This is a genomic window from Candidatus Thiodiazotropha endolucinida, assembly GCF_001715975.1.
In the GTDB taxonomy this organism is placed as follows: domain Bacteria; phylum Pseudomonadota; class Gammaproteobacteria; order Chromatiales; family Chromatiaceae; genus Thiodiazotropha; species Thiodiazotropha endolucinida.
The window spans coordinates 16,979-42,586 of sequence record NZ_MARB01000017.1 but is presented as its reverse complement, the minus strand read 5'-3'; the positions used below and the strand labels follow the sequence as shown (position 1 = coordinate 42,586).

At 53.5% G+C, this 25,608-nt stretch carries 25 protein-coding genes; 13 read left to right on the top strand and 12 right to left on the bottom strand.

Annotated elements, in window-relative coordinates; genetic code table 11:
- Window positions 1–6 precede the first annotated feature (6 nt).
- The 7 genes from CODIS_RS14275 (at window position 7) to CODIS_RS14245 (ending at window position 5,334) form a co-directional block, all read left to right on the top strand.
- Window positions 7–1,122 (top strand): ChaN family lipoprotein, encoded by a 1,116-nt coding sequence (locus CODIS_RS14275; RefSeq protein ID WP_069126478.1) that lies wholly within the window; start codon window positions 7–9, stop codon window positions 1,120–1,122.
- Window positions 1,123–1,138: 16 nt separating this feature from the next.
- Window positions 1,139–2,443: a prephenate-dependent tRNA uridine(34) hydroxylase TrhP gene (gene trhP, locus CODIS_RS14270; RefSeq protein ID WP_069126475.1), complete on the top strand. Its 1,305-nt coding sequence runs from the start codon at window positions 1,139–1,141 to the stop codon at window positions 2,441–2,443.
- Between the two features lie 15 nt (window positions 2,444–2,458).
- Window positions 2,459–3,352 (top strand): polysaccharide deacetylase family protein, encoded by an 894-nt coding sequence (locus CODIS_RS14265; RefSeq protein WP_069126473.1) that lies wholly within the window; start codon window positions 2,459–2,461, stop codon window positions 3,350–3,352.
- A gap of 72 nt (window positions 3,353–3,424) precedes the next feature.
- A complete protein-coding gene (locus tag CODIS_RS14260; protein WP_069126470.1) occupies window positions 3,425–4,015 on the top strand; it encodes a GNAT family N-acetyltransferase in 591 nt (196 codons plus the stop codon).
- On the top strand, window positions 3,999–4,388 hold the full coding sequence (locus CODIS_RS14255; RefSeq protein ID WP_069126467.1) for a hypothetical protein: 390 nt from the start codon (window positions 3,999–4,001) through the stop codon (window positions 4,386–4,388). Before CODIS_RS14260 ends, CODIS_RS14255 begins: the two co-directional genes overlap by 17 nt.
- A 135-nt stretch (window positions 4,389–4,523) precedes the next feature.
- The gene (locus CODIS_RS14250) at window positions 4,524–4,943 is read left to right on the top strand and encodes a GFA family protein (RefSeq protein WP_069126465.1); all 420 of its coding nucleotides are present in this window, start codon (window positions 4,524–4,526) and stop codon (window positions 4,941–4,943) included.
- A gap of 4 nt (window positions 4,944–4,947) precedes the next feature.
- The gene (locus tag CODIS_RS14245; RefSeq protein WP_069126463.1) at window positions 4,948–5,334 is read left to right on the top strand and encodes an EAL domain-containing protein; all 387 of its coding nucleotides are present in this window, start codon (window positions 4,948–4,950) and stop codon (window positions 5,332–5,334) included.
- Here CODIS_RS14245 and nadE read toward each other — a convergent pair.
- The 9 genes from nadE to ygfZ all read right to left on the bottom strand — a co-directional run bounded on the left by nadE (window position 5,329) and on the right by ygfZ (window position 14,798).
- Window positions 5,329–6,324 carry an NAD(+) synthase gene (nadE, locus tag CODIS_RS14240; protein ID WP_069126462.1) on the bottom strand — a complete coding sequence of 332 codons (996 nt, stop codon included), beginning with the start codon at window positions 6,322–6,324 and terminating at the stop codon, window positions 5,329–5,331. The genes CODIS_RS14245 and nadE overlap by 6 nt on opposite strands.
- A gap of 123 nt (window positions 6,325–6,447) precedes the next feature.
- Complete coding sequence (locus tag CODIS_RS14235) at window positions 6,448–7,962, bottom strand: class I adenylate-forming enzyme family protein (RefSeq protein ID WP_069126461.1); 1,515 nt, start codon at window positions 7,960–7,962, stop codon at window positions 6,448–6,450.
- A 10-nt stretch (window positions 7,963–7,972) separates the two neighbouring features.
- Entirely contained in the window at window positions 7,973–8,218 is a 246-nt protein-coding gene (locus CODIS_RS14230; protein WP_069126631.1) for an acyl carrier protein, read from the bottom strand.
- 249 nt (window positions 8,219–8,467) lie between these two features.
- Window positions 8,468–10,402 (bottom strand): asparagine synthase (glutamine-hydrolyzing), encoded by a 1,935-nt coding sequence (gene asnB / locus CODIS_RS14225; protein ID WP_069126459.1) that lies wholly within the window; start codon window positions 10,400–10,402, stop codon window positions 8,468–8,470.
- A gap of 109 nt (window positions 10,403–10,511) precedes the next feature.
- Entirely contained in the window at window positions 10,512–10,955 is a 444-nt protein-coding gene (locus CODIS_RS14220) for a nucleoside deaminase (protein ID WP_069126457.1), read from the bottom strand.
- Between the two features lie 5 nt (window positions 10,956–10,960).
- Window positions 10,961–11,959 carry an ABC transporter permease gene (locus CODIS_RS14215; protein ID WP_069126455.1) on the bottom strand — a complete coding sequence of 333 codons (999 nt, stop codon included), beginning with the start codon at window positions 11,957–11,959 and terminating at the stop codon, window positions 10,961–10,963.
- Between the two features lie 13 nt (window positions 11,960–11,972).
- Entirely contained in the window at window positions 11,973–12,851 is an 879-nt protein-coding gene (locus tag CODIS_RS14210; RefSeq protein WP_069126453.1) for an ABC transporter ATP-binding protein, read from the bottom strand.
- A 24-nt stretch (window positions 12,852–12,875) separates the two neighbouring features.
- Complete coding sequence (locus tag CODIS_RS14205; protein WP_069126450.1) at window positions 12,876–13,715, bottom strand: HDOD domain-containing protein; 840 nt, start codon at window positions 13,713–13,715, stop codon at window positions 12,876–12,878.
- Window positions 13,716–13,799: 84 nt separating this feature from the next.
- Window positions 13,800–14,798 (bottom strand): CAF17-like 4Fe-4S cluster assembly/insertion protein YgfZ, encoded by a 999-nt coding sequence (gene ygfZ / locus CODIS_RS14200; RefSeq protein ID WP_069126448.1) that lies wholly within the window; start codon window positions 14,796–14,798, stop codon window positions 13,800–13,802.
- Window positions 14,799–14,910: 112 nt separating this feature from the next.
- Here ygfZ and CODIS_RS14195 point away from each other — a divergent pair, with 112 nt between their 5' ends.
- From CODIS_RS14195 to CODIS_RS14170, 6 genes are all read left to right on the top strand, one after another.
- Window positions 14,911–16,722, top strand: coding sequence for an RNB domain-containing ribonuclease (locus CODIS_RS14195; protein ID WP_069126445.1), 1,812 nt, complete (start codon window positions 14,911–14,913; stop codon window positions 16,720–16,722).
- A gap of 47 nt (window positions 16,723–16,769) precedes the next feature.
- Window positions 16,770–17,306, top strand: a complete 537-nt coding sequence (locus tag CODIS_RS14190; RefSeq protein WP_069126443.1) for a hypothetical protein — start codon at window positions 16,770–16,772, stop codon at window positions 17,304–17,306.
- A gap of 944 nt (window positions 17,307–18,250) precedes the next feature.
- The gene (locus CODIS_RS14185) at window positions 18,251–20,707 is read left to right on the top strand and encodes an EAL domain-containing protein (protein WP_154723138.1); all 2,457 of its coding nucleotides are present in this window, start codon (window positions 18,251–18,253) and stop codon (window positions 20,705–20,707) included.
- A 264-nt stretch (window positions 20,708–20,971) separates the two neighbouring features.
- Complete coding sequence (locus CODIS_RS14180; protein ID WP_162420233.1) at window positions 20,972–21,301, top strand: zinc ribbon domain-containing protein; 330 nt, start codon at window positions 20,972–20,974, stop codon at window positions 21,299–21,301.
- 22 nt (window positions 21,302–21,323) lie between these two features.
- Window positions 21,324–22,316, top strand: coding sequence for a TIR domain-containing protein (locus CODIS_RS14175; RefSeq protein ID WP_069126432.1), 993 nt, complete (start codon window positions 21,324–21,326; stop codon window positions 22,314–22,316).
- Window positions 22,317–22,515: 199 nt separating this feature from the next.
- Window positions 22,516–22,995, top strand: a complete 480-nt coding sequence (locus CODIS_RS14170) for a hypothetical protein (protein WP_154723137.1) — start codon at window positions 22,516–22,518, stop codon at window positions 22,993–22,995.
- Between the two features lie 35 nt (window positions 22,996–23,030).
- On the opposite strand, the gene CODIS_RS14165 is transcribed toward CODIS_RS14170, so the two are convergent.
- From CODIS_RS14165 to CODIS_RS21420, 3 genes are all read right to left on the bottom strand, one after another.
- The gene (locus CODIS_RS14165; protein WP_069126426.1) at window positions 23,031–24,188 is read right to left on the bottom strand and encodes a hypothetical protein; all 1,158 of its coding nucleotides are present in this window, start codon (window positions 24,186–24,188) and stop codon (window positions 23,031–23,033) included.
- Between the two features lie 87 nt (window positions 24,189–24,275).
- Window positions 24,276–25,055 (bottom strand): outer membrane lipoprotein-sorting protein, encoded by a 780-nt coding sequence (locus CODIS_RS14160; protein ID WP_069126422.1) that lies wholly within the window; start codon window positions 25,053–25,055, stop codon window positions 24,276–24,278.
- Window positions 25,052–25,597: an MMPL family transporter gene (locus CODIS_RS21420; RefSeq protein ID WP_235615233.1), complete on the bottom strand. Its 546-nt coding sequence runs from the start codon at window positions 25,595–25,597 to the stop codon at window positions 25,052–25,054. The genes CODIS_RS14160 and CODIS_RS21420 overlap by 4 nt, the downstream gene beginning before the upstream one ends.
- Window positions 25,598–25,608 lie beyond the last annotated feature (11 nt).

Below are 25,608 nucleotides of genomic sequence, written 5' to 3'. Positions count from 1 at the left end.
AATGTAGTGCTCTATTTTCGTCTTCTGTTTCTAGTCTTGGCCTGCGCGACGACAGGTGCTAAGGCTCATGAGCCCGTGCCTGACCCGGTGATCGATCTCTCCGCAGTGATCGATGTCTCGAGCCTGATAGAGAAGGTCGCGGACCGACGTGTGGTCTTTGTCGGCGAGTCCCATGATCAGTATCAACACCATCTGAATCAGTTGGCGATCATCAAGGGGCTGCATGCAAAGCACTCAGACCTGGGAATCGGACTGGAGTTCTTTTTTCAGCCCTACCAGGATGTCCTCGACCGTTATATCGTCGGGGAGATCGATGAAGCCGACCTGATTCGGGAGTCGGAGTACTTCGATCGCTGGCGTTTCGATTATCGGCTCTACCGGCCTATTTTCCAATATGCCAGGGAGCATGGCATCCCGTTGATCGCCCTCAATCTGGAGAGTGAGATCACCCGGCAGGTGGGAAGGGAAGGCATCGAGAGTCTACCCGAGAAATTGAAACTGAGATTACCCGCCGAGATAGACAGGGATAACGAGGATTACCACAAACGATTGCAGTCGGTCTTCGATGCGCACCCCCATAAAGAGGGGAGGAGTTTTGAAAACTTCCTTGAGGTTCAGCTGCTGTGGGACGAGGGAATGGCGCAGCGGGCGGCGGAGTGGATGCAACGGAATCCCGAATCCCACCTGGTCATCCTGGCGGGGGTTGGTCATCTGATGTATGGCGACGGTATTCCCAAGCGGCTGTTGCGCCGTATCGACGCCAGTCAGGCAACCATTCTTAATGTCGATACAGCCACGGAACTGGACCAGGCGTTAGCGGACTATTTGATTGTGGCCGAGAAACGCTCCTTGCCACCTAGCGGAAAGCTCGGTGTTTTGCTCGATACCACAAGTTCACCCCCCAGTATTAAGGATTTTATCGAGGGCAGTGGTGCCAGGGAGGCGGGTGTGGAGAAATTGGATCGGCTACTATCCATCGATGGACAGCCGATCAAGAGCTATGCCGATATCCGTATCGCCCTGATGGACAGAGAGGTTGGGGAAAAGGTCGAGTTGGAAGTGGAGAGAGAGCGGCTGCTTCTTGGCACCATTGTGGAGACCATGCTGGTTACCCTGCGTTGAGTTCTATAGCTGACAGATGAAACGACCCGAACTCCTTTCACCCGCGGGCACCCTGAAGAACGCCCGCTACGCCTTTGCCTATGGCGCCGATGCCGTATATGCCGGCCTGCCGCGTTATAGTCTGCGGGTCAGGAACAATGACTTCCTGCAGGACAATCTGGCGATCGGCATCGCCGATGCACACGGCCTGGGACGCCATTTCTACCTGGCCTGCAACGTGATGCCCCACAACGCCAAGCTGAAGACCTTCATCAAGGATCTGGAACCGGTGATAGCCATGGGACCGGATGCCCTGATCATGTCCGATCCGGGATTGATCCTGATGGTCAGGGAGGCCTGGCCGGAGATGCCGGTCCATCTTTCGGTGCAGGCCAACACGGTGAACGCGGAAGCGGTGCGATTCTGGCAGCGGCAGGGCCTGAGCCGTGTGATCCTCTCCCGGGAACTTTCCCTGGAAGAGGTGGAGGAGATCAGGCAGGCTGTCCCGGATATGGAACTGGAGGTGTTCATCCATGGCGCCCTCTGTATTGCCTACTCCGGCCGTTGCCTGCTGTCGGGCTACTTCAACCATCGGGATGCCAATCAGGGTACCTGTACCAACAGCTGCCGCTGGGACTACAAGATGTCACAAGCGGTGGAGCCGCCAACTACCGGCACAGGCCCTGCGGGAGTTGCCCGGCACAGCGAGGCCGACCAGGTCTACTACATCGAGGAGAGAGGCAGGCCCGGTGAGCCGATGCCGATGTTCGAGGATGAACATGGCACCTACATCATGAACTCCAGAGACCTGCGCGCAGTTGAGCATGTGGCGCGTTTGGTGGGTATCGGGGTGGATTGCCTGAAGATCGAGGGCCGAACCAAATCGCACTACTATACCGCCCGCACCACCCAGGTCTACCGGCAGGCGATCGACGATGCCGTTGCGGGACGCCCGTTTCAGATCGAACTGATGGCCGACCTGGAGAGTCTGGCCAACCGGGGTTATACCGATGGGTTCTATCAGCGTCATGAATCCCAGGAGCTGCAGAACTACCGTTACGGCAGTTCACAGACTGAAAGACAGCAGTTCGTGGGTGAGGTGACCGGTGTCGACAACGGCTCAGGCCTGATCGATCTGGATGTGAAGAACAAGATCCGCGTGGGGGACAGACTGGAACTGATGACGCCTGGAGGAAACCACAGTTTTGTATTAGAGCGTATGGAGGATCAAAACGGGAATGCCATGCAGGAAGCGCCTGGCGGTGGTTATCGGGTTCGTGTGGCACTGCCTACCCATAAGGTGGAGAACGCCTTGTTGTGTCGTTATCTTGGTCCTGTATAGCGACAGATCCCATTCATGAGGGTAGGTCTTCGAGTATGCGTCAACACTCTGCAAGGCGCCCTGTTGGGAGTGCCCGCGCTGCTGAGGCTATTCGATGAATATAAGATTCGCGCCAGTTTCTTTTTCGCCACCGGCGCTGATAAAAGCGGTCGTCGCATCGGTCGCATCCTGCAACCCTGGTATCGCGATCTCGATATCGCATCACGACTCTACGGCATAGCGCTGCCGCCTCCGGTTATTCACCGAAGGGCGGCGGAGGTCATGCGCACCACGCTGGCGGCAGGCCATGAGACAGGCATTCTCTGTCATGACCGCTCCCGTTGGCTGGATGAGATCGCCCATGCGGACGAAACCTGGACCCGGCAGGAACTGGACAGGGCAATCGACGCCTACACAGAGGTTTTCGGTAAAAAACCGACATGCATGGCAGCCGCAGGATGGCAGATCAATCCCCACCTGCTGGCGCTACAGCAGAGCAGGGGCTTTAGTTTTGCGAGCGATGTCAGGGGCAGGACCATCTTCTATCCCCACCTGCAGGGTGTGGATTCGAACTGTCCCCAGATATCAACGACACTACCGACCCTGAGTGAATTGCTGGGCCAGGGTGGCGAAATCACAAATCTGAATGTGCATGAGTACCTCTATGCGGAGAGCCAACATATCTTACCCCATGGTCATGTCTACGCCTGTGACGCGGAGATGGAGGGTATGTCCCATTTGCCGTTGATGGAGAAACTGGTTGTGATGTGGAAAGGCATGCAGGGGGGCATTCAACCCCTGGGGCAACTGATCGAGGATAAGGATTTGCCACGGCTACCGATACACCAGGTGGGGTGGGCGCCAGAACAGAGCGGCAGCATATATTATGCAACTCAGAGCGTGGAGTTGAAGGAATCTGCGGAAGGGTAGATCCATTCGGATTGATTTTGATCTACTAATCCCATCACAACGGTAGTTCTGTTCATGAAATAAACTACCTTCATGAACACAGAGAAGAGCTCGGTATTGGAAACGGACAGACTGATACTCCGTCAGTGGCGAGATGGAGATTATATGCCGTTCGCACGGATCAATGCGGACCCCAGGGTAATGGAATTTTTTCCTCAGTCCCTTTCGCGGGTTGAGAGCGATGATCTGGCAAGGAGATGTCGTGATTTGATCGCTCGGAGAGGCTGGGGTTTTTGGGCTGTCGAATTAAAAGGGCGTAGTGACTTTATCGGCATTGTCGGTCTCAACGAACCACAACATCGTTTGCCATGTTCGCCCTGTATCGAGATCGGATGGCGGCTCTCATTTGGGCATTGGGGCAAAGGTTTTGCCACCGAAGCTGGAACCACAGCATTGCGCTTTGCCTTTGAAGAATTGAATCTGGATGAGGTAGTGGCCTTTACTACATTGATGAACAGACGATCCAGAGAAGTGATGAAGCGGCTTGGTATGGTCAATACGAACCGAGACTTCATTCATCCGGCATTGACGCCTGGCCATCCTCTATCAATGCATGTGTTGTATTCTATTTCCAGGAGCGGATGGAATGAGAGAGAAGAAATAAAGCGTGAAAGTACCCCGTAATAAAAAGGAGTTCATGGCATGGCAGCCGATGGGGGCGGGGGTTGCATCGATTCTGGGAATGACTCTGATAGATGCTCTTACTGTATTCCATAAAACAATCCTGACCATCGAAGGTGAAACCATCCTGGTGGGCTATCTTTTTCCTGTCTGCATGGGTATTGGAATAGCCATACGTCTCGACGCCAGAGATTGGCTTGGGTATGGCTGGCTCGCTTTTATCTTCTATCTTGGTGGATTACTGGTGAAGTTTATCTCCATAGATGAGATGATGGGACACATCTATACGGTCCTGATAAGCTGCGCGATCATGTTTACGGCGCAATCGTTCTTTCTCTATATCAAACGACGAATACAGAACGAATATCCATCCTAAACAGACTTGTAGGGTGCGGCTTGCCGCACCGTATATCTGTCAATAGTCGGTACGGCAAGCGGCGCCCAGGGTTTTCGCTTATGCTTTGTCAGCTAATATAGATACAAAAGATCCGCGACCCGATGAGGATATGTGATGCCAGGAAACAGAGTTACCGGCAGTTGTCTATGTGGTGAGGTCAGTTATGCCATCAAGGACAATTTGGGGATATTTCAGTACTGCAACTGTTCCCGTTGCCGAAAGTTCACCGGCAGCGCTTTTTCATCCAACCTTTTGGTGGCACCTGGTGATTTCGAATGGCTGAAGGGAGAGGACTCAATCGGCAGGTATGAGCTGGCGGAAGCCAAGCACTTCGCCACATGTTTTTGCAAGAAGTGCGGTTCCTCACTGCCCTGGCTTGCACAAACCGGGAAGACAGTTGTGGTGCCGGCAGGAACGCTTGACAGTGATCCGCAAATCAAGCCGATACAGAATGTCTATTGCGCCTCTCGGGCGGTCTGGTACCAGGATCCAGCTGAACTGCCCTCCTATGACGAACTACCGATAAAAAAATAAACAAGTGCCGCCCCATAAGTTTATTTCCGTCGCGGAATCAACCGGGCAGATAAATCCTATTGGGGACTATATTATTGATACGGTTTATCGAGAATTTAAAGAGATCCAGTCAATATGGCAATCGCTAAGGGTTTCAATAAATGTTTCAGTGAAACAGCTCCTACGAAACGATTTTGACAGCTATTTGAATAGCAAGTCGGCCGAGTATGGTATTTCCCCATCCAGGTTGGTTGTTGAAATTACTGAAAGCCTCTTTATCGAAGATTTTGACCAGATTCAAACCCTGTTGGCACAAATCAGAAATGATGGCTACACAATTGCACTCGATGATTTTGGAATATGCGCAGGCTGTGAGCCATATTTTCAAGGCGCTGCGATTCGCGATCTATAAATTCAACTCGGGCATTGCCTCGATCAAATAGGGCTTCACATGCAGATAGTGGGTAGTCTTGCGCTTGTTTTCGATGTCCTGATAAACAAACTTCGTCTGTTCTTCCGTGATGCCGAGCATCTCTGCCAACTCGTTGGCGGGGGCGCCGATGTTGTGGGCCCACAATGCCTTGTCCATCTCCTGATAGGGGAGCGCGAAGTAGAACTCGTCCTGTCCCTGGGGCAGGCTGTAGGTATCGGTGGTCGGTGTCGCATTGCAGATTGAATCAGGCAGGCCGAGATGTTTAGCCAACGCATAGACCTGGGTCTTGTAGAGATGGGCGATCGGCTTCAGGTCTGCGGAACCGTCACCGTTTTTCACGAAGAAACCCTGGTCGTATTCGAGCCGGTTGGGTGTGCCGATTACCGCATAGTTCAACCTGTCTGCATGGTAATACTCGATGGTCTTTCGAATCCGCTGTTTGTAGTTGGTCGCGGCTACGATCTGCAGGTACTCCTTGAGATCGAGGCGTTTTTCGAACTGTTGACCCTGCGGGTCCTGGACCACCAGCGAAAAGTGGTTGACTTGTCCGTCCAGTCCCCCTTTGATGACGATCTTGTTTTTCCAGCCGTCGGCATACTCGGGGAATGTTTTCACAATCGCCTCATCACGGGCCTGGTAACAACCGATGGCCTCCAGGGTCGCGGCGATGTTGTGGGTGGCATGATCCACGCCCAGGTGCTCGATCAACTGGCTGCCGCGGGATTGGGTATCCTGGGCCGAATCGATTTCCGGCAATTGAATGAAAAAGGCCTTTTTCGGGCCAAAGGCCTTGACCGCCAGGGCCGCTGATACAGAGCTGTCTATTCCCCCCGATACCGCGACCACAACGCCGCGCCGGCGCAGTTTGGTACGCATGATATCCCGCATGGATTCACAGATTCTTTCGACCTCTCCGTCCCGGTCGAAATTGAGGATTTCAGCTTCGTACCGTTCTGCTAATGCTTGCATTATTGTTCTCCGGATAGATTCTGCTCGGTTTTATTAATTATGGTCCACGGCATCCGATTAGGATGTACTTGCATTCAAAATATTATCCCACTTTGGCATGCTCAGGCGAAGGTTAAAAGACTTCTATTTCAGCAGGAACCTCTTTATCTTGCCTGAAGCCGTTTTTGGCAGCTCCTCGATAAACGCTATGGACTTTGGGATTTTATAAATAGCCAGATTGTTCTTACAGTGGCGCTGAATGTTTCTTTTTTTCAATTCGCTCCCCTGTTTCAACACGACAAAGGCCTTGATGATCTCCCCAAGCATCTCATCGGGACTGCCGATTACGGCCACCTCGTGCACATCCTCCAGCTCCTGGATCACCTCTTCGATCTCCTTCGGGCTGATACGGTTGGCGCCGCTCTTAATCATGTCGGATGAACGCCCGTCGATATAGAGATAGCCGTCGGCGTCGGTATGCGCCAGGTCGCCGGTATACAGCCAGCCGTCCTTCAGGACCTGGTCGGTCCTCTCCTGGTCCTTCCAATATCCCTGCATGATGTTTTCGCCGCTGGCACATATTTCACCTGTCTCACCAGGCGCTGTGACCTCGTCTGTTTTGTTCCTGACTTCAATGGTTGTATTTGGGATAGCGATGCCGATCGAGCCCCGCTTTTTCTCCAGCATACCAGGAGGCAGGTAGGTGAGACGCGCACTGGCCTCGGTCTGCCCATACATGATGAAAAGCTCAGTATGGGGCAGGGCAGTACTCAATCTGTCAGCCAGCGCGGGTGCCAAGGGTCCCCCGGCCTGCGTGATATAGCGCAGTTTTGATAGGTCATAATCACCGATGTTGACCCTGCTGAGCAGTAATGCAAAGGTCGAGGGTACGCCGGAAAAACCGCTCACTGCCTCCTCTGACATCTTCTCCATGACGCGATGGGGGTAGAGCAGGCTGTTCTGCAGAATCATTGATCCGCCAATCGCAAGGTGGGTATGCAGAATGGAGTTGCCATAGGAGTAGTAGAAGGGCAGTACATTGAGAATACTGTCCTCGGCTCTGAGTTCAAGATAGGCCAGGATGGATTCGATATTGGCGCAGAGATTGCCATGGCTAAGGGTGACGCCCTTGGGATTGCCGGTTGTGCCCGAGGTATAGATGATCGAGGCCAGGTCCGACCGGCCCGGCAACATCCTCGGATTGGCCGGTTCCAAGTCGACTATTCGTTGCCAATCCACATTGATGTTATCTGACTCTCCGGTATCATCACCGCCCACATCGATCAGTGTGAACTCCCCGCCGGCCTCGTATACACCTTTGTATTCCGGGTGTCGCCGATCCATGAACAGCCACTTGGCATCCGAATGCGTTACCCAGTTGATGATATCCTTCGCTTTCGCCTGGGTGTTGAGTGCGACGGTGACCCCGCCTGCAGACCAGATTCCATAAAAGATGCCGGCATATTCCGCCGAGTTGGCGACGACCATGGCGACCCGGTCACCTTTCTGCAATCCCGACGACATCAGGTAATGACTGACTTTTCCTACGAGATCGGATAGCACCTGGTAAGAGACCCGCTGTCTGCTGTCGGCAACGGCGAGTGAGTCAGGGTGTTTTGCAACACTCTCTCTGAAGCGATTGACCAGGGTAGCCTGCATTGAGGTCACGTCACTGCCTTTTTCTTCCGATAAATGCAACGATGTTATTAACGGAATCGAGGTTCTCCGGCACCATTTCGGTATCTTCAACCTTGATGCCGAATTCATCTTCCAGAAAATAGATGACTTCCAAGATGCCGGTTGAATCCAGGATGCCTTTGTCCAGGAAGGAATCCGCGCTGTCTAATGCGGATTGATCCTCGGTGAACAGGTAATTTTCAAGTATGTAGTTTCTGATTGTTGCTTCTGTTGACATGAAATTTTCCAAATGTTCTGACAGTTTGATAGTGAGACTAATGCTCGCCATTCAGTATGTCGACTGATCAGTGAACTTGTTTAGTCCAAGGGTCAGTATTGTAAATTGGCCAGTTTAAACGAAACAGTTATTTTTTCACTCGCGTTAGGGCCTGTTAACACTAATCCACAGAACCTGCCAGGTCTTTCTGCCGATCAATCATACATATTTATACAACAGGTTTGGTGTGAATTAGTGTTAACCACCCTGTCAGGATTCGATGGTCGCTTGTTCAATGAACAGCTCATCCACCAGCATGCTGGAGAGGATACCCACAAAGGCCATGTTGTCGGCGAATCCCAGGGCCTTGCCCCGGGCGCATTTTTTCAACAGCAGATTGACGGTCTTCGGATTGTAGTATCCCGCTTTCCGGATCCGCTCCTCACTCAACAGATAGGCGACATATTCCAGAGGGGTCTCGCCGTCGAAGAAGGATTGACTGTCCGGTGCGCGATAGGGTTGTTTGCTGCGGTTTCTGATGCTTTCCGGTATCAGTCCCTGCATCGTCTGCTTGAGCATATATTTTTCATTCAACCCCATGATCTTGTAGCGGCTGGGGAGGGTTGCCGCAAACTCTATCACCCGGTGGTCGAGGAAGGGGTATCGGCCTTCGATGGAGTTGGCCATCGCCACTCGGTCTCCCTGAGAGCTCAGCAGATAACCGGATAACAGGGTATTGGCTTCGATGTACTGATCACGGTTGAGGGATTTCCAGGCGTCGATCTCCGCCGGCAGAATGCGATTGATGGCGTCAAAAGCTATCGGTTTGACGGCCGCCCGTGCCTCATCGGAAAAGAACTGCATGATGCGCTGGGTCGTGGCCCAACGCGGTATATGGGCAAAATAGGGTTTGTCGAGATGTTCCATGCCCTGTTGAAAGAAACGTTTGGAAAAGGCCCCGCTGGTGGTGGGCGAATGTTTCAGGTAGGGGTAGAGGCGCTGCAGGATCAGGGGGCGCCACTCTGAATCCGGGGCATGGCTCCAGAAACGCCTTACCTTGGCCTCTTTGAAGATATCGTAGCCGCCGAATACTTCATCCGCCCCTTCGCCGGTCAGGACAACCTTGTACCCGGCCTCTCGAACCGCGCCGGAGAGGAGCATCAGCGGAGTTGGCGCGGTCCTGACGATCGCAGACTCGGTATGGGAGATGACCCTTGGAAAGGCGGTCCCGATGTCCGAGCGCTTGCACAGTACATGGGTATGATTGGTGCCCAGATAGTCGACCAGATCTTTTTGAAAACCGCTCTCGTCGAACTCTTCATCCTCGAATCCGATGGAGAAGGTCCGGAGCGGTGTATCGGTGAAGTTCTTGATCAGGGAAGTCAGTACCGAGGAATCCAGGCCGCCACTGAGGTAGGCACCCACCGGCACATCGGAGCGTAGCTGCAGCCGCACCGAGTCGATCATCAACGCCTTCAACTCCTCACTCCACTCCGCCACGGACTTGTGCTGATCGATCTGCTCATTGGGATAGGTCCAATCCCAATACCTGGAGAGGCGCTTAACCCCATTTTCGATCACCATCAGGTGGCCGGGGGGGACAACCTCCACCGACTCAAAGAGTGAGTGAGGGGGCAGGGTTGTCCAGAAGGTAAACACTTCCTGCAAAGCGGTCAGATTGATCTGGCGTGGAATAGCGGGGTGAGCGAACAGGGACTTTACCTCCGAGGCGAAATAGAGCCGGCCTCCGGTTTCGACGGTGAACAGCGGGCGAATCCCCGTTCTATCCCTGGCGAGTATCAGTTTCTGCCTGGTGCTGTCCCACAGGGCGATGGCGAACTGCCCGTTCAGGTGGTCGACGAACTTCTCTGCATACTCTTCATAGAGGTGGACGATGACTTCGGTGTCTGAGTGGGTGTAGAAGCGGTGTCCCTGCTGCTTGAGCTGAACGGTCAGTTCGACGTAGTTGAAGATCTCACCATTGAAGACCACCTGCACGGACTGATCCTCATTGTGGATCGGCTGGTCGCCCCCTGCCAGGTCGATGATGCTGAGACGGGCGTGGGCCAGCCCCACTCTGTCATGACAGTAGTAGCCGTAACCGTCTGGGCCGCGGTGATGGACGGCGTGTATCATGCCCTCGAGTTCGCTTCTGGAGGGTGGTGTGCCGTCTTTGAGATTTAAGATGCCTGCAATACCGCACATAGTATCTGTTACTGTTTTATGTTGTTTTTAATCCAAGTCCTGGCCTTGCAAAATCGGGGCAATAAGGGGGAACCGCTCAATAGTCGACACGCTTGTCACTCGCCTGCCACTACCTGAACAGGGCGAGACTCCGCTCCCTGAGAAGTTGCTGGGTCGCCATGGCCCTTCCATCCCTCGGTTTGTGCAGTTCAGCCTGTATGAAACTGTCGTTAAAACCGATGGCGGCGGCGTCATCCGCCTCAGCGGCATAGACCAGACGATCTATATGGGCCCAGTAGGCGGCGCTCAGGCACATCGGGCAGGGTTCACAGGTGGTATAGAGTACACTGCCGGGCAGGTGATAGCTCGCAGCATGGGAGCAGGCTTCGCGTATCGCCACTATTTCCGCATGCGCGGTGGGGTCGTTGCGCCTGATTACCTGATTCCAGCCATGCCCGATAATCCGACCATCCATGACCACCACCGCACCGAAGGGACCGCCATCGCCCTGCTCGATGCCCCGTTGCGCAAGCTTCAGCGCCTCGGTCATGAATGTCTCGTCCTGGTGATCCATCCTGTCTACTCCCAGCGAAAGGTTTTCGAACCTATGATGACAAAGCATAAGGTAAATAGCGTGAGGATGAACAGCTGGGAGGCAACATCCATAAATCCTGCCCCCTCGATCATGACCACCCGGGCAGCATCCACCATGTGGGTCAATGGCAGGGCCAATGCCAGGTTCTGCACAAACGGATGTGAGCCTTCCAGCGAGAACCAGACCCCCGACAGCAGCATCATGGGCCAGCTCATCAGATTCAACAGCCCGTTGGCCGCTTCTTCGCTGGTGATGCGGGCCGCCACCAGCAGCCCGACGCTGATCATGCTGAGCGCGCCGAGAATGAGGATCAGAAAGAGCAGCCAGTAGGAACCGACCATGCGGAAATCCACCAGCAGGTCAGTCCCCACATAGACCAGCACGGTGACCGCTACGATCATCAGCAGGCGCGACGCAATCTGTGCCGATATAAACTCGAAGGCGCTGAGCGGGGTTGCCCGCAACCGTTTCAAGACACCGTTTTTTCGATACCTGACAATGACGTAGCCTACGCCGAACAGAGCGCTGAACATGATGTTCATGCCCAGGACACCAGGGATGACCCAATCCACATAGCGTATCTCCGACCCGCTGAGCGTCTCGCGCTGCAGCCCGTAGGGGAATAGCAGCTGTTCAAGCAGGTAACCCTTGGGCGAGGTACTGTTGACCCAATAGCGTTTGTCTTGCAGGTCCAGCAACAGATCTATCTGGTGTCTGTCCACCTTGTCGATCATCTTGCTCAGGTCATCCACCGGGATGAAATCCACATACCGGGTCTTCAGGAAATCGTCCAGGCTTTGATTCTGTTCAGGATCCCCATACAGTCCAACCTTGTAGAGCTCCTCCTGTCCGGTGGTGAATGCAAAGGCGAAACCCATCACGATCAATACCGGCATGATCAGGTTCCAGCCGAGTGCGGTGTGGTCTCGCAGGAACTCCAGGTTGCGTGCTTGCAAGGCAGCCAGAAAGCGACGAAGCGACATAGTGAGAGCGATCCTAGGTGCGAAGATGGTGCCCGGTCAGTTCCAGGAACAGATCTTCCAGGGTCGGCGAACGCACCTGTAACTGTTGCAAAGAGATCTTCTGGGCTGCCAGGTGGTGTATGGTGGTGTCCACATCCTTAGAGAGGATCTCCATCTGCCCATCCTGGGGGTGGAGTGTGGAGAATTCATCGGCTTGAAAATCCTTGGGCAGGGCGGAGAGTGGCAGGGTGATCACCGATTTGTCGAAGTGGTTGGCCAGCAGGGTTTTCGGATTGCCCTGGGCGATGATCGTACCGTGATCCATGATGATGATCTCATCACAGAGTTCAAATGCCTCTTCCATATAGTGTGTGGTCAGCACCAGGGTTTTGTTTTCCGCCTTGATGCGGCGAACCTGATGCCAGAGATTGCGCCGCGACTGCGGATCGAGACCGGTGGTGGGTTCGTCGAGGAAGACAACTTCCGGATCGTTTATCAGCGCGATGGCCAACAGCAGCCGCTGCTTCTGACCGCCTGAGAGTTTGCGCGTATCCCGCGACAGGAACTCCTCCAGGGCGCAGATCTCCACCAACTCATCGATAGGGCGGGTCTTGGTGTAGAACTGCTGAAACATCTTCAGCACCTCGTCCACACGGATATACTCCTGCAGGGCGGTGTGCTGAAACATGATCCCCGCCTCGTTACGGAAGCGTTTGCCCAGTGGCTCGCCCTTGTATCGTATCTGGCCCGATGTTGGGGTCTTGATGCCCTCGAGCATCTCCACGGTGGTGGTCTTGCCCGCACCATTGGGGCCAAGCAGACCGAAGCAGACACCGCGGGGGATCGAGAAGCTGACCCCGTCCACCGCTTTGATACCCGCATAGTGCTTGCAGAGGTTTTCCGCCTCAATCATGTTTGGACCCTGTGGGGTGTGAGGTCACGATATGAACATGACCTCGATATTCTGGATATCGTCTGCAACACCTTCGATTTCGATGATATTGACCTCGGGTTCCAGACCGACCTTTACGAAGGCCGGGATCTGCGACAGGCTCGTTGCGTCGATGGGGCCGTCGTTGTTCATCTGTGATTCGAGCCGCGCCACCAGCACGATATCCACATAGTCCATTTCCCCTTCGCTGGTGTAATCGAGATTGAGAAAATTCGCCGGTACCCGGATCAGGGATTCGGGAAAGTCCCACATTTCGAGTATGCGTTGACCGATCCGGGGGCTCAGGGCATCGATAATCCGATCCAGTTCTTCGGCATCCTCAAGCAGCTCATCATGGCTCTCCGCAAAGGCGAGAATCGGCAGGGCGCCGATGTTGTGGATCAGGCCCGCCAGCATCGCCTGCTCCTTGTCCAGGTGGTCCGTATTGGCGGCAAGGACACGGCTGAACGCGGCAATCTCCACACTCTCTTCCCAGATCTGTCTGAATTTGGCGTCCAGCAGATCGCTGGTGGCCTGGAAAATCTGCTGCATGATGAGGCTGATCACCAGGCTGCGTACCAGGCGTACCCCCAGCCTCGCGACCGCCATCTGCAGATTGTCGATGGTCACCCGGCCGCGGTAGAGGGGGCTGTTGGCGACTTGCAGAAGCCGGGCCGAGAGGGCCGCGTCAGAGGCGATGATGTCGGCAATCTGGTTGGCCGAACTCTGCTCTCTCTCCACTGCATCCCTGACCTTCAGCGCCACTTCCGGCAGTGTGGGAAGAGTGATGCGGTTGTGGTCGATGGCGTCGCTGAGCTTTTGCAGAAACTGGTTTTCGTCGATCATTTTTTACCTGGGTTTCCAACGATTGATTATCGTCCTTGTTAACGGTCAGTCCGGGTTATTCTGAACGGCTGCGATAGGTGTATCCTACTCTTCAGAATAGCTGTAAGGGAGGTTGAGGATTTCCAGCCTGGGCCCGTTCTCACCCAACCTGACCTGGTTTTCCTCGGCACTGGCGATTTCGATGACAGCCAGAAGGTCGTAACCTTCGCCGCTGGCCTGTGCATCCACGACCTTGCCCGCACCCTGCTCCGATGTGCTTTCTTCCGCAAACAGCTCATCGCCAGGTTGCGGTGGGGTCTGTGTAACCACATGGGCCAGATACATCCGGCGTTTCAGTTTACCCAGGTATTGCATCCGCGCCACCACCTCTTGACCGGTGTAGCATCCCTTGGTGAAACTGACCCCGTCGATCAACTGCATATTGGCCATTTGCGGCACAAAAGACTCCCGGGTTTGAGGATAGAGGGTCAGGACGCCCGCACGAATCTCATACAGCGACCAAAGTCCTCTCGTTGCAGGCTGTGCCTGGCCTTCAGCGGTCTGCCAGATCTCCTTTACCTGTGGGCCTGGCCCGATGACTTCGAAGCGGGGTGTGGTACCCGGCAGGCGTATCAGGATCATCCCGTCCTGCTGTTCCACACCATTGACCTGTTCGGGCAGCTCGTTGAAAAAGGGCTGCAGCAGGGCCTCGGCGCAGTCACCGGTCAGACCGATCCGAACCCATTCGTCACTGACATCGCTGATCTCGACCTTGGATCGCAGCACATACATGGAGAGTCGTGGCAGTAGTGCGGGGATGGCATCGGCCGGGGTCTGCAGATAGAAACTCCCGCCTTGGCGAAAGCAGCGAAAGCTGGCTATCATGCGGCCCTTGGCGTTACACCAACCTGCCAGGTTGCTGTGAGTCTCAGTGACCTCACGCATATCGTTGGTCATCTGACCCTGAAGGAACTGCTCTGCATCTTCACCCTCGACCCGGATAAGGCCGTAGTGGGAGAGATCGTTCAGGGCACAGTTGATGTCGGCACCATCGCTGCCGGGTGTGCTTCGGGTGGCAAGGAATTCAGACCATTCTCTATTCATGGCAGGAAGCGGCTCCTGGGTTTGACATACAACAGTGCGTATCATACCCGATCCCGCTGGTGACGAAACTCCCTGTGTAAATCGGGAATTAACTATTTTTTGGAAAGCTTTAATGAGTAGATTGACGACAGGCGCACTGGTTCTCTACAAGATTCGGCCGGCCCGGGTCATCGAGGTCACGGATAAGATCACGATTGAACTGGAAGGGGGTAAGAGCAAGCGGGTCAGGGACAAAGATGTAGTTCTGCTGCACCCCGGCCCCTTGAGTGACCTCAAGCAGTTGACACCGCAAAACGGTGAGGTGGAGGAGAATTGGGAATTACTGGAGGGCGCGGAGACCGATATCAAGGAGCTGAGTGAGTTGGTGTTCGGCGACTACACGCCCGCCATGGCCTGGGCCAGCTGGCAACTGGTGGCAGAGGGGATCTATTTCGAGGGGAGCCCGGCGTCGATCCACCCCCGTTCAGCCGACGCGGTCGAGAGCGAGATTGCCGAGCGCAACAAAAAGGCTGCCGAGGCGGAGGCCTGGGAGGGGTTCATGCAACGCGTGCGATCGGGCGCGATCATCGACGAGGACCGCAAGACCCTCGGCGAGGTCGAGGCGCTGGCTCTGGAGAAGCGGGAGAACAGCCGTATCCTACAGGCCCTGGAGATCCAGGAGACGCCGGTCAACGCACACCGCTTGCTGATCAAGACCGGTTACTGGCCGGCTAATGAAAGTCCCTATCCGCGTCGCATGGGCATAGATGAGACCATTCCCGATCACGCAGTGCCAACCTTGCCGGAGGAGGCACGTCTCGATCTGACGCGGCTCCCCGCCTATGCCATCGATGACGAAGACAATCAGGACCCGGATGATGCCGTCAGTCTCGATGATGAACGGATCTGGGTTCATGTGGCGGACGTCGCCGCCCTGGTCACTCCCGACAGCGAGATGGATCTCGATGCACGCGCCCGGGGGGCCAATCTCTATCTACCGGACCGGGTGATCCCCATGTTGCCACCCCAGGTGACCGACCGGTTGGGCCTCGGCCTGCAGGAGAAATCGCCCGCCCTGTCGATCGGTTTTACCCTCTCGGTAACGGGTGAGGTGGAGGATGTGGAGATCCATCCGAGTTGGGTCAGGGTCGAGCGTATCAGTTACGTAGCTGCGGACCAACGCTTGCAGGAAGAACCCTTTGCCGCATTGTTGGCGATGAGCCGGCGTTATCGTCAAAGGCGCCAGCAGGCAGGTGCTGCGACGATTCAGCTGCCGGAGGTAAAGATCAAGGCGAGAGATGATAAGGTGGAGATCGAACCACTGCCCCGGTTGCAGAGCCGGGAGATGATCACCGATCTGATGCTGATGGCAGGAGAGGGGGTCGCCGGTTTCTGCCAATCCCGGGAGATAGCCGTGCCATTCGCCACCCAGGCGCCGCCGGATCAGCTTGAACAACCGGAAGATCTGGCGGGCATGTATGCCTATCGCCGTTACTTCAAACCAACCCGGATCAAGACCCAGGCGGAACCCCATGCCGGCTTGGGACTGGCGGTCTATACACGCGCCACCAGTCCCTTACGGCGCTACTCCGATCTGTTGGCCCACCAGCAGCTGCGCGCCCACCTCAAGGGCGGAGCGGTACTTGATATCCATGCAATTTCCGAGCGTATCGCCCAGTCCGAGTTGGGCAGCATGGCGAACCGCAAGACCGAGCGGGTGTCAAACGATCACTGGCGTCTGGTCTATCTGCGCGATAATCCCGGATGGCAGGGCGAGGCGGTGATCGTCGCCAAGGAAGGAGAGCGTACCACCGTGCTGCTGCCTTCCATTGCCATGGAGGCCAGGGTACGCATCCGCGGTGAAGCAGGATTGAACGATCGCATCAGGCTCAAACCCCGCGAGATCGACATCCCCGATCTCAGTTGCTATTTCCGGGTGGTCTGACAGCACGCCGGCCTTTTCAGTAGCCTGTTCAACTGAGGTGGATAGCTATGCGATGGATAATACTTCTTTTGCTGTTGTCGGCATGCAGCCAATCCTATATGGTCAGTGACAACCTGGCTTACCCCTACAACTTGCCGCCGGTCGGCAGCAAACTGGTACTGATGCAAGCGGTAGCAATCGAGCCGGGTACCACCCGCACTTTCCTGCAGCGGGGTAGGAAGACAACGCTTGGTGATTTTAATCGTTACCGAGCCAATTGTAATTTCGAAGTTGAGAACCTGAGCGACAGGGCACAGCGGATCGAACCGGATACCTTTATCATAAAAAAGGTACAGCGCTTGATGACTGAGGTTGTGCGGCAATACAACCATCGGTCTGGATTTATCAACGTCGAATATGGCGACCCGGGTTCGCCCATGGTGACACACGGCTACCACCTCTGGCTCAGTTCAGAGAAACAACCCGATGTCATGCGCATGACCTGCCGTGGCGCCTTTGACGATTTGTCGCGGTCTGAGCCGCCCTCCATCAATGAGATACGGGAGGCGTTGGGTAACATTGCTGAGTTGGTATTGGCGGCTTAGTCCGGTATTTGTCGGTCCGCAAATCAACACTAATTAACACAAATGGGTTTACAGCCTCAGTGAGAGAATGATGGGCTCAGCTATCTATTTGTTGTTCCATACCATATTTATTACGCAACATAATTCAAGAACAGCGCCTAGCTGACGGCTTACCTGTTCGATGGGTCTCTGATATCTTTATTGTATTCATAGGGATTTTTGTCATTTTGCAGTAAGCTCTTTCCGATTGGTTTCATTTCCGATTATTTCTTAATGCGAATTGTTTATAGTGCGGTACAACACAATATTTGTGTCGGTGTCATACTTGATCATCCGCAGCATGCCTAACCAGTACATCAAGCCGCATACTGTTGCTCGACAGGATGCCCCGTTACTTAAAGCACCCCTGGACACAGATTATCGCCACAAATTAAAGAGGGATGAACCAATGCCATCGATCACGATAAAGACGATGGAGGAAGTAACGAAATCGGTTCAAACAACCTTGGTTATGATCCTGCTACAGACATGATCAGACATTCGGTACCAGGCCCTAGTTCTTTAGACACCAGATACTACGGTTACGATGCGAATAGCGCTTTGTACAGATTCGGCCAACCAGCTGTGGTGCTATACTAGCCTGTGGGGATTTCCGAATGGCAGTCGTCTTCAGTGGCCAATGCGGTATCCGCTGCTATCCATAATAACCTTAATTTAATAAATGTTATATGCATTGTCCTTGAACAACGGACTTGAGGCATGGATTCGCTGAACCAGATATAACCGGAACTGATCCAATATCCACTGCATACCTGCAAGGCAAGCGAGGAAAATACCAGATTCCTGGTTGAGCTAAATCAATACTATTGCTCAGGATATTGCAGGTTCAGGGATAAAGGCGTTAGGCGCATAAAGTCGACGACAAATCTGCCGCTACCAATTTAGGCAAACTGCTGGTGACCATCTTGGCCAAACGGACCATGTCGAATAACGAAAGCGGGCAGCAAGTAACTGTCAAAGCGTTGATTGCCGAAGAGCAAACCCGGCTTCTCTATCAGCAGGCCCCGATATCCAACGTTACTGTTTATTCGGTTGCATTACTCTTTTACTTCATATTGAAGTCTCATATTGACTCGGGAATTGTGGAATTATGGGTACTGGCCCTTTTTGCTACAGCCACATTTCGCCTCGTACTGTGGCTGATGCGAAAAAACAACCCACAAAAATGGACGACCAAGCAATGGCTGCGGGCCTATCTGATCGGCTGCCTGCTAGTGGGTACCGCTTGGAGTCTGATCGTTCCCTATATCATTCTCGCAAACAATCTGACAATCGCGATTGGCTTGAGCATGCTGCTGTTCGGTATCGTTGCTTCCGCTGTCGTTATCCTATCGGTATACCTGCCGGCCTTCGTTGTCTATGTCTACCCGCAGCTGCTGACACTCATTGTCACACTCTTCACCTATGGGGATGCGGGGCATAACGCCCTGGCGATTGCGACCCTGGTGTACCTGGTTATGACCACATTGTTTACCCGTAATGTGAATCGGAACCTGCTGGAAAATATCAGCCTTCAGGTACAGAACAGTCAGCTGATCCAGGATCTCGGTGAGGAAGTCAAGAACCGCGAAAACGTCATAAAAAAACGTACGCTGGAATTACAGGATAAAAACAATGCGCTCAGCAAGGAAATCAGTGTGCGGAGGCTTACGGAAACCGCATTACGCAAGAGTGAGGAACGTTTCGAGCTGGCGATGCGCGGTGCCAACGATGGTGTTTACGACTGGAATCTCCAGAGCAATGAAATCTACTACTCACCACGCTGGAAGCGTATGCTGGGCTATGAAGACCATGAACTGCCCAACGAATTCTCCACCTGGGAGAGCCTGATCGATGATAAAGACCGTGAACGTTCTTGGGAAATGTTAACTGACTACATCAACGGCAGGCGTGATAACTTTCACATCGAGTTCAAAATGCAGCATAAGGACGGTCATTGGGTGGATATCCTGTCCCGTGCATTTCTGGTCCGTGACGCGCAGGGGAATGCGATCCGTACTGTCGGAACCCATGTAGACATATCCGAAAAGAAGCGTCAGGAAGCCCATATTCTCAGGCAGGCCCATTACGACGGACTGACTGGCCTGCCGAACCGGTTCCTGGCAATGGATCGTTTGGCCCAGTTGCTCAAAGAGGCATCCAGAGATGTCAGCAAGGTCGCCATCTTATTTCTTGATCTCGATGGGTTCAAGCGTGTCAACGATACCCTGGGGCACGAAACCGGCGACCGGCTGCTGGTGCAGGCTGCGGAGCGTTTGCAGTCTGTGGTGCGTGAAGGTGACAGCGTCTGTCGCCTGGGTGGAGACGAATTCGTTGTGCTGCTGCGAAATCTTGGGGAACTGACCGATGCCAGGACGGTGGCGAGCAGCCTGATTTCACAGTTTCGGCATCCTTTCAGTCTGGATGAACGGGAACTGGTGGTGACCACCAGCATTGGTATTGCAGTCTATCCAAGCGACGGTATTACACCGACAGAACTGTTGCGTAACGCCGATACCGCGATGTATCACTCAAAGGAGCAGGGCCGAAACACCTTCAATTTTTTTACTACCGAAATGAACCTGAATGTTTCGCGAATGCTGGAAGTCGAGGAGCAGTTGCACGGTGCCCAGGAACGGCATGAGTTCTCGGTGGTATACCAACCGGTTGTCGAACTGCAGAGCAATCGGGTAGTCGCGGCTGAAGCATTGTTGCGCTGGAACAACCCGGTGTTGGGTACCGTATCACCCGATGAGTTCATACCGATCGCAGAACAAACCGGTGTGATTCTTGGCATAGGTCGATATGTACTGCAACAGGCTGTCGAGAATGCCCTGCGTTGGCGGGAAATGCTTGATCACGAGTTTAAAATTGCCATCAATCTATCGCCCAGACAGTTCCGCGACACTACCTTGGTCGATTACATTAAAGACCTCCTGGAATGCAATGGTCTAAAAGAAAATGCACTGGTACTTGAGGTCACGGAAGGTGTGCTGATGAGCGGGCAGCAGGATATCGAACATGCTCTGTCCCGGTTGCATAATGCCGGCATAAGACTGGCGATGGACGACTTCGGTACCGGCTATTCGTCGCTGAACTATTTACGTAAATACCCATTCGACGTGTTGAAAGTGGACCGGAGTTTCGTCAACGATCTGACGGTAGACCCGGCCGATTGCGAACTGGTCAACGCTTCCATACTGATGGCTCACGGTTTGGGGCTGGAAGTGGTGGCTGAAGGTGTGGAAACCGAGAATCAACTCAGCCAATTGCGCGATATGCAGTGTGAATATGCCCAGGGTTATCTGTTCAGCCGGCCTATCAATGTGGATGCCTTCACCGATTTGTTGCAGTACCACTCGAAAGCAGAGTCTTCTGTCTGATACAGCGTAATCCCGGATACTCGCTGAAATTCCACCCTGGTCAATATTTACATTGAAAGTTTAAATACCATCCACTATCCAGTGGTAATATTAACGATTAATATCCTTTGTATAATGCTGAAATATATAGACATTGGTCTACAATTTACTTGAACGGACAGTGTTATCGGCGAGTGGATTGTAATTGCATGATGGCATGCAGCAATCTGGTAAGCGATGATCCGGATTGACAATAATAATGACATCGATAGAGGAGAATCAGCCATGTTTTGCCCGGAGTGCGGAACCGAAAACCCGGATAGCGCGAGATTTTGCGGAAACTGCAGGCATCAGCTCTCAGGTATGACCGGCGGTTCAGTGGGTAGTCAAGATAACGCGGTAGTAGAAGTCGGCAGTGAGAAGAAAACCGTCTCTGATGGTATGAAGTACGGGATACTCGCCGGCTCGCTGATTATCCCGTTTATCGGTCTGATCATGGGCATCATCTATCTTGCGCAAGGGGAGTCGGAAGAGAAGAAGGATGTCGGTAAGCTGTGGTTGTACGGCAGTATAGGGATTATTGTCTTCTACATGATAATCAGTGGCGATTTCTGAGGAAACCGCTAAGGGCCCCGCAATGAATAAGCCAGCTGCTTTCATCACATTAAAAAGAAAGAAAACCAACTCATATCAAATTCGCCAATTTGCAATCACCATTGATGACAATGTCGTTGGTAAAATCAAGTCGGGGGAAACAAAGCAGTTCAAAGTACCCATCGGCTCCCATGCCATCGGGATAAAGATAGATCTCTACAAAAGTGAACCGTTGCGGGTTGATCTGAAACCTGATCAAACGCTGGACCTGGAGTGCGGTGATCGATCGCCTGAAAATATCAGGGAGGCATTCACCCTGAAGGGTATGGAAAAGTCACTCAATTCTCTGATCAAGCCAAAGCAGTATCTGTATGTGCAACAGGTCGGCAATACCGTACCTCGATTGACACCCCACAGTGCGAAACCAACAATCAAACCCTCGGAAAAGACCCCGAAACAAAGAAAATCCTGCACTGTCTTTATCTCTTACCGGCGGGGGGATAGCCGGGAAATCACTGGCAGGATATGTGACAGGCTCACTAACGAATTTGGCAAACAGGCCATCTTCAGGGACGTTGATTCCATACCTGCCGGGGTCGATTTCAGAAAACACATCAATAAGACCATCGATCAATGCAGCATGCTGGTGGCGATAATAGGGGACAAATGGCTGGAAGCCAAAAATAAGAAGGGTGAACGCCGACTGGACCTCTCCAACGATCACCTCAGGGTGGAGATTGAGACTGCCTTGAAGAAGGAAATTCCGGTGATCCCGGTGTTGGTGAAAAAGGGCATCATGCCGGATGAAGATGACCTGCCGGAAGGCCTAAAGCCCCTGGCGTACAGAAATGCAATCCCGATACCGGAAGAACCTTTTTTCCATAACGGGGTCGATTTGTTGATTAAAGAAATGTCTAAGACATTTTCACCAAGTGATCCAGGAAAGCAGTCGAATGGAATGGGATTCTGTATCTATTGCGGTAATGAAATCATGCCGGGCAATAAGTTCTGTATTCATTGCGGCAAACCAGTGTAGGTGTATCTCCAACATTTTTTGATGATATGTCAAGGTAATAATACACTCCATATCACTTGAATATTGCAAAACCGAATTTCACGGTGTGCTGTAAAGTCCATTTACCCGACATGAAACTACTTGCGAAGCTTGCGGAATCTTGAGGGAAACGTGAATGATTATCTTGCGATACCAAATATCTATAGTGATTGGATTACTGTTGTCCCTGATTGCTGGGTGCAGTGATGAGCAAACCAGCCCGGTCGCTCAGAATCAGATCAGCGTTACCCCGCCTGTGAATACTCAACAGCCTGTACAGCAAGCGTTTGATCCATGTGCACTGATCTCACACACTAACATGGAAGAGATCGTCGGAACATCGGTCACTACACCTTCAGCATCGGTAGACAGGCTCGGCAATGTCATGTACCTCAACTGCAGCTCCGATGATATCCATATCAACATTGAATCCTGGGGCGATGCATCCAAGGCAGCTGCGAGCTACGATTTCAGCAGTAAACATCCATCGATCGAAGGTCTCGGTGACAAGGCTAGAAACACCCAGCCATTGGGCGAAGTCGATGTACTGTACGGTTCATACATTATCAGCGTCGATCTCTTCCTGGGTTTAAATAGAAAGGACGAGTTGGATGCTGCTCAAGAAATTGCCCGGGTCGTGCTCGAGAATTTACCGGACTGATTCATGCCGCACAATGCGTCGGCTATCTATCATCGCTAAAAGAAGCGTGTAATGGCCAGCTCGAAGTAATCATCGCGATGAAATGTGAATAGCGGGTCGTCTATGGGAATATCCGACCATAGCCGTATCTGCGCAGATGTCTTCCAGTGATTGCCGATGCGCCGGCTGGCCTCCAGGTTGAACATCCAACCGTCATCGTCGAGATCCTTGATCACGCCAGCCAGGAGTTCGCTGTCGTCCACATCGTTGGCGGTGAGGCGTAGCCCGACGAACAGGTCGTTTTCGAAGGGGGTGGTGGCGTCATCGCGCCTGTCGTCATAGAGATACTCCCCCAGAAAGCCCAGGTCCATATCACTGTCGGCAATACCGACCAGGGTATATTCGAAGCCGCCGGTGGCCGCATTGTAACTGCCGCTATCGCCGGCGCGGTGGATGGCTTCCAGTTTCCACAGCCAATCGCCTTTGGTGGCCTGCAGGTCGAGACTGGTTTGCCGTATCTGTTCATAGAAGGGGATCAATACGATCTCACCGCCGCTGTTGCGCCCTGGTGTCAGCAGCGGATCGCGGCTGGTGCCGTCGAAGTGGGCAATGCCGATATCCCAGTCACCGATGAAGTGGGACCAGCGCAGCGCCAGGTCGATGTGTCTCTCCTCCCTGTCGGACTGGTATTCGGCCAAGTCGGTATCGACGTGAGGATGGGTTCGCAGGCGACCTGCTTCACCAGGGTAGGTGCGCTCTCGGAATCCGGGCAGGGCATACAGGTCGATGATGCCCCAATCCTTTTCCAGGGAGAGCTTGAGCATGGGCTGTCCCAGTTTCTGTTCGCCGTCAGGGTTCTCTATCAAGTCTGTCTGGTTGATGATATCCACCAGGTGCAGCGCCTCTGTGACCCCCCAGAAGACCTTGCCGATACCGGCCTTGGTCTCCCAGCCATCACCGGCGTAGGTCCAGATCAGCTCCCGGATATCGCCGTGGGTGCGCTCGTCATCTTCACTGTCCCAGCGCAGGAAGGGAATGAACAGCAGGCTTTGTCTGTCATTATCCCAACGTTGATAGTATTCAGGCTGGACGACAATCGACAGCAGTTGATCGGATTGATCCCTGTCCATCGCCTGTTGCGGGAAGTGCCGTCCCTGCAGTTCGACAAACCCGCTCCATTCGCCTGCCGACAACACTCCGGGTATCAATAACATTAACCGGAGCAGTGGTGCGGCAAGCCGCACCCTACATCGGCGGAAAAGGCATATCAATAATTTGCTCCTGATCATCTTGGTTGAGCGCTATCGTGCGCGCTTCAAACTGTTCTTATTGAAATCACTGTCAGTCAGCCCGGAGCGGAAATTGTATTCCTTCCATGTCAGCAGGGTGCTTTTTCCTGTCTGGTGGTTTTCCATGAACATCTCGTCAGCGCGCCAATATTGGTCCAGGTATTGTTGATAGCCGCGAAACACCAGGGTCTTCAATGGGGAGTTCTTGCGATCGTAGTAGTCGATTTTGAGCGGTATGTAACGCTGTTTGTCGACCCAGACCTGCTGGCGGGTGTAACCGGAGTTGGGATCCACCGGGTAGCGTTCGATCAGGAAGGAGGGAGTACCTTGGTGGTCGCCATCCTCGATGTACTTGTAGGTGTACTTCTCAACCTCCTGGGATGAGATATCCTCATAGGCGAATTCGCTGCCCATGAACGGCCCAGATTTATTACGAGAGGCGATGCGCTTGACCCTTTTCAGTGCCGGCAGGTAGAGCCACTGATCATCGTCACCGACCTTGTGGGAGAAGCTCAACAGGGCGGTGCCTTTCACATCCCGCGGTTCATCGAACACCACCAGTGTTTTGTCACCGTCGTTCTCGACCTCCAAGGTCCGATTACGCATGTCGCGCAGACTCTCTTCGCCATGCTTGTTGCGTAACAACATCGTCATGGTGGCCTTGAAGTCGTGAAAGCCGGTATCGCGGGCCTCGATCTCCTTGGCGATCTCCAGTCCGCGTTCTTCCGCGGTCATTGCCAGGGTCAGTGCCGGTGTCAAAACCAGCAGCAGCGTTAGAAGGGTGGACTTCATGATTTTTTTCCTCCGAAATAGATCAACAGCGGGGGCAGGAACAGGAAATCGGCAATCAGCGCCAGGCCGAGTGTAATGGCGGTCAGCAATCCCATCCCGGCATTCAGTTGGAAGTGGGAGAAGGCGAGGATGCCGAAGCCGACCATCAGTACCAGTGTCGTAACCCACAGTGCGGTGCCCACTGTGGAGAATGCGTAACGTACTGCGTTTTCGCGGTCCATATCCTTTTCACGGCGGGCACGCAAATATTTGCTGAGAAAGTGCACCGTATCGTCGACCACGATGCCAAGGGTCATGCCGGTTACCACGGAGAGTGCCAGTCCAACCTCGCCGACAAAGATGCCCCATAATCCGAATGCCATCCCCATCGGCACTAGATTGGGGATAAGACTGAGTCCGCCCACTCGCAGCGAACGCAGGGCGAAGATCAATATAACGGAGATCATCACCAGCGCCAGCGTGGTGCCTTTCAACATGGAGATGATATTTCGATTGCCGATATGAGCGAACATGATCGTGGGACTGGCACCATCGATACGCATGCCTGGCGCAT

Excerpts from the sequence above, each read along its gene's own strand:
- trhP (WP_069126475.1), top strand. The coding sequence starts at position 1,139 with ATGAAACGACCCGAACTCCTTTCACCCGCGGGCACCCTGAAGAACGCC.
- CODIS_RS14265 (WP_069126473.1), top strand. The coding sequence starts at position 2,459 with ATGAGGGTAGGTCTTCGAGTATGCGTCAACACTCTGCAAGGCGCCCTG.
- CODIS_RS14260 (WP_069126470.1), top strand. The coding sequence starts at position 3,425 with ATGAACACAGAGAAGAGCTCGGTATTGGAAACGGACAGACTGATACTC.
- CODIS_RS14250 (WP_069126465.1), top strand. The coding sequence starts at position 4,524 with ATGCCAGGAAACAGAGTTACCGGCAGTTGTCTATGTGGTGAGGTCAGT.
- nadE (WP_069126462.1), bottom strand. The coding sequence starts at position 6,324 with ATGCAAGCATTAGCAGAACGGTACGAAGCTGAAATCCTCAATTTCGAC.
- CODIS_RS14235 (WP_069126461.1), bottom strand. The coding sequence starts at position 7,962 with ATGCAGGCTACCCTGGTCAATCGCTTCAGAGAGAGTGTTGCAAAACAC.
- CODIS_RS14230 (WP_069126631.1), bottom strand. The coding sequence starts at position 8,218 with ATGTCAACAGAAGCAACAATCAGAAACTACATACTTGAAAATTACCTG.
- asnB (WP_069126459.1), bottom strand. The coding sequence starts at position 10,402 with ATGTGCGGTATTGCAGGCATCTTAAATCTCAAAGACGGCACACCACCC.
- CODIS_RS14220 (WP_069126457.1), bottom strand. The coding sequence starts at position 10,955 with ATGGATCACCAGGACGAGACATTCATGACCGAGGCGCTGAAGCTTGCG.
- CODIS_RS14215 (WP_069126455.1), bottom strand. The coding sequence starts at position 11,959 with ATGTCGCTTCGTCGCTTTCTGGCTGCCTTGCAAGCACGCAACCTGGAG.
- CODIS_RS14210 (WP_069126453.1), bottom strand. The coding sequence starts at position 12,851 with ATGATTGAGGCGGAAAACCTCTGCAAGCACTATGCGGGTATCAAAGCG.
- CODIS_RS14205 (WP_069126450.1), bottom strand. The coding sequence starts at position 13,715 with ATGATCGACGAAAACCAGTTTCTGCAAAAGCTCAGCGACGCCATCGAC.
- ygfZ (WP_069126448.1), bottom strand. The coding sequence starts at position 14,798 with ATGAATAGAGAATGGTCTGAATTCCTTGCCACCCGAAGCACACCCGGC.
- CODIS_RS14195 (WP_069126445.1), top strand. The coding sequence starts at position 14,911 with ATGAGTAGATTGACGACAGGCGCACTGGTTCTCTACAAGATTCGGCCG.
- CODIS_RS14190 (WP_069126443.1), top strand. The coding sequence starts at position 16,770 with ATGCGATGGATAATACTTCTTTTGCTGTTGTCGGCATGCAGCCAATCC.
- CODIS_RS14180 (WP_162420233.1), top strand. The coding sequence starts at position 20,972 with ATGTTTTGCCCGGAGTGCGGAACCGAAAACCCGGATAGCGCGAGATTT.
- CODIS_RS14175 (WP_069126432.1), top strand. The coding sequence starts at position 21,324 with ATGAATAAGCCAGCTGCTTTCATCACATTAAAAAGAAAGAAAACCAAC.
- CODIS_RS14165 (WP_069126426.1), bottom strand. The coding sequence starts at position 24,188 with ATGTTATTGATACCCGGAGTGTTGTCGGCAGGCGAATGGAGCGGGTTT.
- CODIS_RS14160 (WP_069126422.1), bottom strand. The coding sequence starts at position 25,055 with ATGAAGTCCACCCTTCTAACGCTGCTGCTGGTTTTGACACCGGCACTG.
- CODIS_RS21420 (WP_235615233.1), bottom strand. The coding sequence starts at position 25,597 with ATGCGTATCGATGGTGCCAGTCCCACGATCATGTTCGCTCATATCGGC.